The organism is Wolbachia endosymbiont of Protocalliphora sialia, assembly GCF_053891855.1.
In genome coordinates this window covers 23937-35828 of sequence record NZ_JAIUJX010000009.1, presented here as the reverse complement: position 1 = coordinate 35828, position 11892 = coordinate 23937, and the positions used below count along the sequence as shown (strand labels likewise).

Sequence of the window (11892 nt, the reverse complement as noted above, 5' to 3'; positions counted from 1 at the left end):
AAGCAAAGGAATTTGGTTATATACTAATGAAAGAGGAGCCGATAGATGAAAAAGGTTCTTAGGAGTTTGTTAGAAGTATTGCTAAGTCAATTATTAGGAACACAGTACCACTTTTTAACACAAACAGTCAAGGGCTTATACCTCTACATTTAGCTGCCATGAGCCTTAATGCTGAGTTAATAGAATATTTTATGACAGATAATCATTACCCCTATAATAAGAAAATGTTAAATGTTGTATCTAAATCTGGAAGAACAGCATTACACTATCTTGTAATGAGTGATAATGATTTTGAAAAAACTATAAATGAGGATTTTAAGCAAGGTCAATTTTTGAAAAAGTTGGTTTTAGAAAAGCGTAAACAAAATGAGCGCTTAAGGGAAAAAGCTATTAAAGCCTTATTCTACCTAACAATCAGCACCGGAGAGAAAACTGTAAATAAGAAGATAAATTTTGATATAAAGGATAATGCAAAAAAAACAGCTTTAGATTATGCTTTTAAACATGGCGACACAAATATCTTGAGGTTATTTTTAGATTTCTTTTATGAAATAAGGGAAAACAAAAAAAGGAAATATGATAGACTTAATATGGAAGATCAAGAAAGAAGCAAAAAGCTTCTAGACTACTATAATCTGGCCATGTCAATATCAAGTGTGATTATTTCTGTTTGCGTTAAGTATAATAATGCAGAACCTGAAAAGGAAGAAATTCTTACCTGGATTTCCATTGCATTTTCTTCGATATCATTTTTGCTTATCTTATACAACTTAGTGATTGGCCTTCAAAAAGAACCTGTTAAACGTAAGATAGAAAACTATACTGAAAAAATGAACAGAATTGAAGAGGTTACAGGAAAGTTAGCTAAGACAAAAGTAGGGGATCATGATTTGGAGGAATACAACTCAATATTGGAACTATTAATAAAGAATGCAGAAGATATTTCACGATTGGAAAATGAACTTTACAAGTTTACGCATGAAACTAGATTAGAGAGTAAAGACAAACTCAATATTTCTTCTCAGAAAATGAATAGGCGTGGTAGTACAGTGTTAGCAGAAAGAAGAAGTTCTTCTTTTCTGGGCAATTTAGGAGAAAAGCTTGATCAGTATGTAAGACGCACCAGTAGAGTACAAGATACAATGGACAAGTTAGATAATGAATCATGTTTTATAACTATAAATGAGCATTCAGAAAGTAACCCAAAAGCTCCGAAAAACAAATTCAAGAATGTTGCAATCAAGCTAAAAATAGGCAATATCTTTAGTAAGAAAAAAGAAGATCTTATCGCTTCATCAAGCTTATCAGAAGGTGCTAATCACGAGAATATTACAAAAATGAATGAAGAAAACTGTGGGTTGATAAAACGATTTGGTGATACCAATGGGTATTCAATATTTTCGACTCCTTTTAATCCAAGCAGTTCAACCTCAAGAGAAGAGTGTGGTAACAATCATAGTGCAGCGCGTCATGTGAGTTATGGTAGTGCAAATAATCCTGTGAGTGATAAGGAAGTTAGTAAATCTCCATCTCTAATACTTTCTAACTTTGAGGAGGGGATTACTGTTGACTGTTTTAAATTCGAAAGATATAGACCAAGGGTATATACAAATCCATCTTGTGTGAGAAAAAGAGCAATTACAGCTAGATCATTGGAATATGTAATACTTCCTGATCATATAGCAAGAGGAAAATAGATGCAGATTGTAGTCACTGACTCTGATAGCATCAATTTTTAGATTTAAGTATTGAGTAGTAAGCAGTTGGTAAGGCTATCGCAAGTAAAGAAGGAATATAGATAGCCTTGCTATGAAAAAGTTTATATTCGCATATCATTAATATTTTATTACATTAATGATATGATAAAGCAATAACTGTTAATACTTTTGAAATAAAAACTATATATGGTACATATAATTAAATAAAAGGAAGATTGTGGAAATCACTCCGTCAATAAAAAAGGAATTAAAGCAAAGTATACTATATACTTGTCTAGAGAAGTGCAAGAGTGCGTTTTGGTTCATTTTCTGGTTTAGCTCAGGGATTAATGCGTTAATGTTATTTTTGCCACTTTATACCTCTCAGGTACTTGATCGAGTGATATCGAGCGAGAGTGTGTCAACACTAGTTATGCTGACGATTATTACTTTATCTGCGTTTGCATGTTCTGCAATGCTTGAAACTTGTCGATATTTAGCTATGGCTAAAATTGGTGATTGGATTGATAAAACTGCAACACCAGATCTAATAGTAAGGTCAATCAGGTTAACATCAGTACAAAGCTCAACTTCAAGTGGTGAAGCAATACGAGATCTTGGAGTAATAAAAAATTTCATTACAGGAAATGGTATATTTTCACTGTTCGATACTCCATGGTCGCTAATTTACCTTGTTGTGATCTTTATGATACATACCTCTACAGGGTTTATAGCTATTGCCGGGATCATTATATTAGTTTCAATGGCAGTATGGAATGAACTTGCCACTAAGCGTATATTGCGAGAAACCAATGAAGAAACTATACGCAATATTAATGCTATAGATGTTGTAACAAGAAACGCAGAGGTGGTTGAAGCTATGGGCATGTCAGAATTTATAGTTTCTGATTGGTGTAAACGGAATGATCAAAATCGTGCAATGCAAGTTACAGCGCAGAATCGTTCTAATGTGATTACTGGAATTACTAAGTTTCTACGCTCAACTCTGCAAATATCAGTAATTGGAACAGGCGCATTACTTGCAATTACAGCTCACAAAACTGCCGGTAGTATCATTGCTGCCTCGATTTTGATGGGTAGAGTATTGGCTCCATTTGATGCAGCAGTTCATACTTGGAAATTTTTAAATCAAGCCAGAATGTCATATGAGAGGCTACAAAGACTTATACTAACATCCCCAAAAAGAGAGCAAACTATGGCTCTACCAGAGCCTGAAGGGAAGTTGGAATTTGATAGGGTATTTTTTACTCCTTATGGGAGCAATAAGCCAACAGTAAAAGGAATCTCATTTGTAATAGAACCAGGGGATGTTGTTGGTGTTATTGGTGCAAGTGCTTCTGGTAAGTCGACCATTGCAAAACTAACCGTTGGTGTTTGGAAACCCATATCAGGTGTAGTCAGACTAGATGGCGCTGATGTATATACTTGGAATCGAGAGAACTTTGGTAATTATGTTGGTTACTTACCTCAAGATATTGAGTTATTTAACACGAGCGTTAAAGCTAATATTGCCCGCATGAGACCAGATCCAAATCCTGAAGAAATAATCAAAGCAGCAAAAATTGCAGGAATACATGAATTAATACTGAGCTTACCAAATGGGTATGATACAACAATAGGAGGACCTGGAGGAGTAATACTCTCTGGTGGCCAAAAACAGCTTCTTGGACTTGCAAGGGCTTTCTATGGTAATACTAAGCTTTTAGTGCTTGATGAACCGAATGCTAACTTAGACAGTAATGGAGAGGCGCGCTTGATTAATGCAATCAATGTTGCAAGAGAGCAAAATACTACCACTGTTATCATCACTCATAAGCTACAGCTACTATCTGTAGTCAATACAGTGATCGTCATGTCAGATGGGGTTATTTATGCTATGGGACCAAAAGATGAGATTTTGAGTAGATTAGTTGCTCCATCACCAGATGCCACAGAAGATAAACGTTCTTCAGCAAGTGGTTAAGAAAGAGAGAAGTTGTCACACTTCTCTTATAGAGTACTATATGCACAGTTTATAAAATCTTAAGCAATTGTTATTCGAAAAATCCAATAATGATTAGCCACGGAACCTATTTGCTAATTCTCTCACATTAACCTTAGACATTTCTGATGTAGGCTCTTGTGTATATGAGACATCAGATTTAACGCCTTTTTTGTCATGACCTTTAGTAATAGAACATACTACAGTATCAGCCTTTACATGCTTAACACTTGGATCTGATTGAAACCCCATGCTTTCTTTCCATTTGTGCTTCAAGCTTACTGCTATCATGTGTAACCCTACACCTTTCTAGATTACGGTCACGTTTGTCAGGAGCTACATATCCATCTATATCACTACATAAGAACGGGCGCACTTTGAACCTGTCTGAACTAACACCATTTTCAACACTTGCAGAATTATGAGCTTTTCTATTATTGCGCATTTTATCTACAGCTTCCTTTATTTTTTCTTTTGATGGTTTTGGCAGCAGTGCTGGCTTATATGCACATGCTGGTAGTTCTGGAAATGAGTCTTCCTGAGACAGCAAATGACTTTGGTTTCTCTTACTATCTGATTCTTCAATATTCTTTATTGATGTCTTGAAAGAGTTTTCGTTTTTCTTTTTTAGATCTAACTCATTTAATCCGCTTCCAACATTATTTTTTCTTGTTGTAGTGTGAATAACACCTGGAAGTTTCACTTCATACTTAAATTTTTTATCAATGGTATCCATTGACTCATTAGACGAGGAATCTATTTGAAACCTATCGTTTGAAAATTTTGATTTTGCAGCATCAAAAAATATACTACGTTTTTCTATCTTTTTATCAGTCATATTTTACCTCTAAACCTATCAATTAATAAAAGTATAAATTAAGAGGTATTAATTTTATTATAATAATAAAGGCTCAAGAAGCATCACCGTAGGGTTTTCTATATAGTACTTAAAGGCATTTAAAAATTTTGCTCCGAGTGCTCCATCAACTGCTCTGTGGTCAACAGAGAGAGTAACTGTCATTATCTCTGCTATCTCTATTTTTTCACCTATGACAACCGGCTGTTTTTTAGATTCACCAACAGCCATAATGCAAGATTGCGGTGGATTGATTATAGCACTGAAAGTTTTTATACCAAACATGCCTAAATTAGAAATGGTAAACCCTCCTCCTTGAAATTCTTCAGGCTTTAGTTTTCCAGATCTTGCCCTACTTACTAAATCTTTCACTTCTTTTGATATAGATAAAACACTTTTTTCATCAGCATTTTTTACTATAGGAGTAATCAGTCCATCCTCAAGCGCTACAGCAATTGAGATATCTATATTTGAATATTTTACTATCTTAGTATCTATCCACGATGAGTTTATATCAGGAAATTTTTTCATGCTGAAAGCCACAGCTTTTATAATTAAGTCATTAATTGTTACTTTATTGTTTTCATTTGCTGAATTAACCTCATTTTTGAGCGATATTAGCTTATCAACGTGGCAGTCTACAGTTAAATAAAAGTGTGGAATATTTTGCTTAGATTCAACTAGGCGCTGCGCTATCACTTGGCGCATATTGCTTACTTCAACTGTTGTATTTTCCTCAAATCTCTCATAGCTTTTAGTTTGATCTAAAAATTCTAATACATCAGCTTTGATGACACGACCATATGGACCTGTACCTTTTAATCGCTTTATATCAACACCTTCATTTTGAGCTATTTTTTTAGCTAAGGGGCTTACTTTTATTCTATTTTCTGTTGCTCTATCCTCTTTTTTAGATCCCAGTGTCACGCACTGGGATGACATTGAAGAGCTAGATGAAATCGAAGGGTTGGATGATACTGAAAAATCGGCTTCAACCTCCTTCTCAACCTTGGTATTGATGGCAGAAGCTAAATCAAGTGCGCTTTTATCTTCCCCTTCCTCTAACATTAGAGCTATCAGTTGATTTACAGGCACGCCACTTGTTCCTTCCGACACTAAAATTTTTGCCAAAACTCCTTCATCGACAGATTCAAACTCCATTATGGCTTTATCAGTCTCAATTTCAGCGATTACATCACCTATTTCAACTTTATCTTGTTCTTTTTTACACCACTTTACAATTTTCCCTCCAGTTTTACTCATTGTTGGGGAAAGAGCGGGCATCAATATTTCTATAGGCATTTATTCTGCATTAAAAGATCTATTTAATTTTTAATTTACTCTTTACCCTATGTCAATCTAATCGTAAATCATGATACTTATATCATCCTAGTACGTGATGCTGGAATCTTGGTTGACTACTGTTATCCTACTATTTCTATTGCTTAGTCCTAGACAGAGTACAAATAGTAAGATCATCATGAAAATAGACGAATCTGTTATAATGGAAATAGAAAAATGTAGTGCTTACTATCCTCTCACAAACATATAGCTTGGGTACAGAAAAAATTTATATGAGGAGCTGGTTAAATTGATAAAAGATCAGAATTAATAGTAGTTTCCGAATCTTCTGTAGCAGGCTCTTCATGTGAAGCAGAGGACAGACTAACTTCTTTATCCTCTGTTCTCTGTATAGAACTACCACAAAAACTCCTTAACATCTCTTCAGCAGATGAATTTAAAATCTGTATAATAGACTTTTCACTTTGTTCTTTCAGCGATTGATCCATTTTAGAAATCAACTCGGAAAATTCACTACCTTCTTTTCTAGCTTCACTTTCTATCTTATTTTTTATGCTTTCTATATTACTTTGGTTAATTTCTTCTTTCGTTATGTTAAATGAATTAGCAATACCTTGATACTTAATCTCACAATCGCCACAGCCAACTATGCAAAGAGCAATAGAATCGGATATTTCACCTGCAGCCGAATTATGGATAGTGTAAGCTAAGCAATTGTCATGATATTTAATGCCAAGCTGTTGCTCTATCAATTCAGAAATTTCATTTTTTAAAGACATAAAGTACCTCCTTCTTACATTACTGTACCTTCTGATTAAAGTACAACAGCTGCTCCTAAATAGCAATCCATATATGGTTTACTTTAATAAATTATTAAAGTAAGAAGCTTTTACATCCTAAAACATAACTTAGATAAGCCAATGTAAAAAAATTTTTAAACGAGAATTATTGTATATATATTACTTATTTATTAAAATTATTTTGGCAAAATAGCATATAAAAGTTGAGGCTAATTATGAATATTAAAGAACGAAAGGATTTACAACAGGAGTTATTAGGAATTGTTTTCAATATACTCATAGAAAGTGAAGATAGCGCCATAGAAGCTATGGAAACAAGAGCAGTAGAGATAATTAAAAAACTAAAGGAACACATTAATGATGATATAGAGTATGGTGGTCAAAAAAAGCCAATTTTAGATTGGGTTATTGTTTGTGATTCTCAGAATAATGTCAGACTAAATAACAAGTCGCTATTAAAATTTGAGAAGGCAATTAAAGATATTGGAGGAAGAGCACCGCTAAATGAAATAAAAAGTATAATAAGATTATTAGTAGAACAAGCACAGCTAAATCATGTTAGAATTAGAGGTGAGAGAGAAGTACCACTAAACCTCTTTGAGGAAAACATAATAATGAGAGAGCGAGGAAGGGCAAGAGAACAACAAATGCGGCCAAATTTTATTAGAGAAAGAGAAGCGTCATTGAATCTCTTTGGAAACAGGGATGAAAATGTAATAATGAGAGGACAAATGAGTTCACGCTATATTAGGCGTATTAGACGTGAAAGAGAAGTACCACTTAGTTCAAAAATAGGAAAATTAATTGGTGTAGTTTCATCCATAATTGTAGGTGCTTTCATTGGTATAATGGTTGGTATGGTCATTGCTGGTTTATGTATTGAGATGTGTATAATCACCACTTCAGAACCGCTTCTTCTCATCATGGGTGCTACTGCTGTTATAGGAGCCATTGTAGCAAGAACTGCTCCTTTATTAAAGTGTAATAGTTTAGACTTGATCTGACAGGCATGAATTAACTGACAGAAGAATCGACGAAGTCAAAACCGATATCAGAATCTATTTTAATGTTATCAATATTTTTTTGGTAAGCAATATGCATACTATTAAAAAAGGTCTGCATAGCAGTACTTACCGGAATGAGGTCTAGTTCTGTTGTAAGAATGCAGCCAATCTAACTGAAGCTCCTCCAAAGTACTATAAATCTTTTTCCTGAAGATAATATTGTAACATTCATCTTGCATAGTTCTATGAAACCTTTCACATATACCATTAGTCTGTGGAGAATAAGCTTTGGTTCTAGAATGATCAATATTTTCTACTCCCAAATATGCATGATTCCCTGGTTTGCCACAATACTCTGTACCCCTATCAGTTAAAATGCGTAGCAATGGAACTTTCTGTTCATCAAAAAATGGTATATTGAGAAGATCTGCAGCTGTGATAGCAGTTTTCTCCGTATAAAGCTTAGCGAAAGCCACTCTAGAGTAGGTGTCAATAAAAGTTTGTTGATACAATACCTTTGATATTGCCTACATAATAGGTATCTTGACTACCTAAGTATCCAGGGTGTTGTGTCTCAATTTCGCCATTGGCTTCTTTTTGTTCCTTAGTTTTTTCTAAAGCAGTAACTTGCTCCTCTGTTAAAATTATACCGTCTTGGACCACCTTCGCCTCCAGCGCCTTCAACCTCTTTTTAAAATTTTCGAGTTTGCCATATTGACCTTATGCCGCTAGCAGATATTAGAATTCCTTTTTTCTTTAATTCATTAGCTGCTCTTTCTTGTCCATATGCTGGAAACTCTACTAACTACTGCTTCTTCTGTATCCTTTGGTACTCTATTGGCAAGTAATGGTTTGCTTTTGTTTATCTCGTATAATCCCTCCTGTTTCATACAGCTCTTTGAAGCGGTAAAATGTATCCCTTCATTACTCTACACGCCTGTGATACATTTCCTAATTGCTTTGCAAGTTCTAGCAACCCCAACTTTGGTTTTAGTATTTTTTCTTGTGTTTTACTCATATCTGACACTCCTTTAAAATTTATTTATATTTTTATCTTACTTTGTTAATCTGTCAGATCAAGTTGTGTCTAGCATAATTTATTCCACTGATCTTCGTTTAAAATTTCCACACCTAACTCAATTGCTTTTTTATATTTTGACCCTGGATCTTCTCCTGCAATTAGATAGTCAGTTTTAGCAGAAAGACTTGAACTGATCTTTGCCCCTAGAGCTTTAGCTCTTACTTTTGCCTCTCCTCTACTCATAGCACGTAGCTTACCAGTAAACACTATAATTTTGTTATTCAAAAAAGAATCGCTAGAGTTGGAGCTCACGGGAAGAATTTGCAGATATGCAGTAAGATCATTTAACATTTTAATGTTACGTTCCTGAGAAAAAAACGATTTTAAAGATTCAGCTACTTTTTCTCCTATACCATCTATACCTACCAACTCAACATCATTTGATGACATCGAATTATACCAGTTATCATAAGATACATAATAATTTGCGAGCAATTCTGCTGCAACTTGGCCGATAAATCTGATACCCAAAGAAAATATGAACCTATCTAGAGAGATTACTCTTCTGCTTTGTATAGCACTTAATAGATTAGCTATTGACTTCTCGCCCCAACCATGATGCTCTTTTAAGGAAAACTCTTTTAATCTTTCCTCTAAAATAAAAATGTCTGGAATTTGTCTTATTAGTTCCAGGTCATAAAAAAACTTTATTTGTTTTTCACCAAGGCCAACAATGTCAAATGCATCTTTTGACACAAAATGTTTTAGTTTTTCTACTATTTGAGCCTTGCAATTAAATTCTTTAGGACATCTTACTGCAACTCCTTCAATCTGCACTTTACTACCACATTCAGGACATATGTCAGGAAACACAAATTCAGGCATATTTGCATGACGAGAACCTTCATCTACTTTGACAATTTGAGGAATTACATCCCCAGCCCTTTTAATTGTTACAACATCTCCCTCTCTTATATCTTTACGTTTTATCTCATCTTGGTTATGTAGACTTGCTCTGCTAACTAATACTCCACCAATATTGACTGGTACTAAATCTGCAACTGGAGTTAAAACCCCCGTTCTACCCACCTGTATAAATATTTTATTTAACTTTGTCTTTGCATAAACCGCAGAAAATTTATATGCAAGCGCTGAGCGTGGCGCTTTGTGTGTACTTCCCAGACGACTTTGTAGCACCAAATCATTCACTTTATAGACTATCCCATCGATATCATAATCCAAGTTATAACGATAATCATAGATCTCGTTATAGAACTTTAGCATTCCATTCAAACTACTTGTTAAGAAGCGATGCTCATTTACATAAAAGCCAAGTTCCTCAAGTCTATCTAGTACCTCACTTTGACTTTTCTCTATTCCACCAATTAAAGAATAAGCAAAATATCTAAGAGGCCTTTTTGCTGTAATGTTCGCATTCAATTGCTTTAAAGAACCAGCAGCTGCATTTCGAGGATTAGCGAATTCATTATTTTCATTTAACTTTAAAAAGTCGCTGTTACTGATATATATTTCACCCCTTACTTCTAGTCTTCCTTGCACATCTTGTAAAAACTTAGGAAAGCCTTTTATTGTTGCAACATTGTGAGTTACATCCTCTCCTACAAAACCGTCACCTCGAGTTGCAGCTTTAACAAATTTCCCATCTTCATAAATTGCAGAAAATGACAATCCATCAATTTTTGGCTCACATAATATCTCTATTTCATCTGCAATTAAAAATCTCTTTATTTTAGACAAAAATTTTTCTACACCTTGTTCATCATAAGCATTCTCAAGAGAAAGCATAGGTTCTTGATGTTCCACCTTAGAAAATCTCTCATCAGGCGGAGCACCAACACTATCTTGTGTTGCATAAGCTTCTGGCTCTATTGCAGCTAACTTTTTTTTCAGTTCATCATATTCAGCATCACTTATCTCTGGATTACTTTTTTGATAATATAAGATATTATGATAATTAATTTGATTTTGCAGTTTTTCTCTCATCTTTTCCAAGTCAGTCATGATACCAATATAATGCTCTTTGCCGTCAAGTCATGAATTTTTTCAAAAGGTACTATAAATTTATACTACTGCCCTGAAAAGCAATACTAATATTAATATAATTTTTGTACTTGTATATTAATGTTAGTATAGTTTTTAAATTAAGGAGTACATTATGAAAGAATACAATTACAAAAATTTGGCTGACGAATCAAACTTCGGCTCTCAAGTGTATCGTGCAGGAATGTTTGATAAAATTCTTGGTATAAGCAAAACAGCAAAAGAAGCTGCGAATCAAGTAATATCTCAAATGGGTAACGATTTAAAACTAGAAGCTAGAAAAGCAGCTCAAGATGAAGTAAAAAAAATAGAAGGAAAAATGCTAACTTTAGCTGAAGAGAAAGCTAACAAAATAGCTACCGAAAAAGCTAATCAAATAGAAAAAAAAATATCGACTTCAATTGATAAGACAGTAAAGTCAGTAGAAGCAAATTCTGAAAAAGCAGCAAAAAATGCAGCTGAAAAAGCAGTGAAAAAAGTAGGACCAGAAGTTGCAGATTTGCTAAAGCCAGAAATAAAAACTCAGGTAGAAGAAGAAGTAAAAAAATATACTGAAGAAAAAATTGAAAGCCTTATAAAACCTGAAATTACAAGCAAAATAAATGATCTTGTCACTACACAAAGTAAAGAAGTAAGTACACTTTTAGAAGATGAAATGAATAAATTAGTCGAAGATGCACATAAAAATTTGAATGGGAAAATAGATCAGATTAAATGTGAACTTACAAAAGTAAAATCTGATCTCTTAGAAGCTAGTGCAAACAGTTTCCTTGAGAGCACAAAATTATTGTCGCTTATGGCAGAAAATGAAACATGTGAAAACCAAGATTTAGTGTATTTTTAATCACAACAGGGGTTTTATATAAGGTTTTTATGGGTTTTTTAACCCATAAAAACCTTAGGATAAATGAAGAGAAAAGTATCTGTTAAGTTGCATGGCTACTGTGCAAAATATTGAAGCAAAAAGGTTTCATCCCAGTGCTCAGACACTGGGATCCATTGTTCCTTTCTGGATTACAGCGTCACGCGCTGGAATGACACCTATTATTGTTTTTACTTTATATCTTTATTTGTCTATCTTATTTTGCCATTCTGTTGAACGAATACAGGAAAATAAACTGTAATATCTAACTTTGATGCAAAAAATAT

At 34.0% G+C, this 11892-nt stretch carries 9 protein-coding genes and 1 pseudogene; 4 read left to right on the top strand and 6 right to left on the bottom strand.

The features are described from left to right. The first annotated feature begins 191 nt into the window (after positions 1–191). Positions 192–1697 (top strand): hypothetical protein, encoded by a 1506-nt coding sequence (locus LB100_RS04505; protein ID WP_456201562.1) that lies wholly within the window; start codon positions 192–194, stop codon positions 1695–1697. Positions 1698–1935: 238 nt separating this feature from the next. Further along, positions 1936–3681: a type I secretion system permease/ATPase gene (locus LB100_RS04500; RefSeq protein ID WP_456201561.1), complete on the top strand. Its 1746-nt coding sequence runs from the start codon at positions 1936–1938 to the stop codon at positions 3679–3681. A 93-nt stretch (positions 3682–3774) separates the two neighbouring features. On the opposite strand, the gene LB100_RS04495 is transcribed toward LB100_RS04500, so the two are convergent. From LB100_RS04495 to LB100_RS04480, 4 genes are all read right to left on the bottom strand, one after another. Continuing rightward, positions 3775–3951, bottom strand: coding sequence for a hypothetical protein (locus tag LB100_RS04495; protein WP_456201560.1), 177 nt, complete (start codon positions 3949–3951; stop codon positions 3775–3777). Next, positions 3923–4537, bottom strand: a complete 615-nt coding sequence (locus tag LB100_RS04490; RefSeq protein WP_456201559.1) for a hypothetical protein — start codon at positions 4535–4537, stop codon at positions 3923–3925. The genes LB100_RS04495 and LB100_RS04490 overlap by 29 nt, the downstream gene beginning before the upstream one ends. 57 nt (positions 4538–4594) lie before the next feature. Further along, positions 4595–5857: a pyruvate dehydrogenase complex dihydrolipoamide acetyltransferase gene (locus LB100_RS04485; protein WP_456201558.1), complete on the bottom strand. Its 1263-nt coding sequence runs from the start codon at positions 5855–5857 to the stop codon at positions 4595–4597. A 284-nt stretch (positions 5858–6141) separates the two neighbouring features. Further along, positions 6142–6636, bottom strand: a complete 495-nt coding sequence (locus LB100_RS04480; RefSeq protein ID WP_010403296.1) for a WBM0748 family T4SS-associated protein — start codon at positions 6634–6636, stop codon at positions 6142–6144. 236 nt (positions 6637–6872) lie between these two features. On the opposite strand from LB100_RS04480, the gene LB100_RS04475 reads away from it, so the two are divergent. Beyond that, complete coding sequence (locus LB100_RS04475) at positions 6873–7661, top strand: hypothetical protein (RefSeq protein WP_456201557.1); 789 nt, start codon at positions 6873–6875, stop codon at positions 7659–7661. A gap of 10 nt (positions 7662–7671) precedes the next feature. Here LB100_RS04475 and LB100_RS04470 read toward each other — a convergent pair. Both LB100_RS04470 and ligA read right to left on the bottom strand, forming a co-directional pair. Continuing rightward, positions 7672–8679 (bottom strand): annotated as a pseudogene (locus LB100_RS04470) (integrase core domain-containing protein). 69 nt (positions 8680–8748) lie between these two features. Then, complete coding sequence (gene ligA / locus LB100_RS04465) at positions 8749–10704, bottom strand: NAD-dependent DNA ligase LigA (protein WP_264719874.1); 1956 nt, start codon at positions 10702–10704, stop codon at positions 8749–8751. A gap of 154 nt (positions 10705–10858) precedes the next feature. Here ligA and LB100_RS04460 point away from each other — a divergent pair, with 154 nt between their 5' ends. Continuing rightward, the gene (locus LB100_RS04460) at positions 10859–11587 is read left to right on the top strand and encodes a hypothetical protein (protein ID WP_456201556.1); all 729 of its coding nucleotides are present in this window, start codon (positions 10859–10861) and stop codon (positions 11585–11587) included. Positions 11588–11892 lie beyond the last annotated feature (305 nt).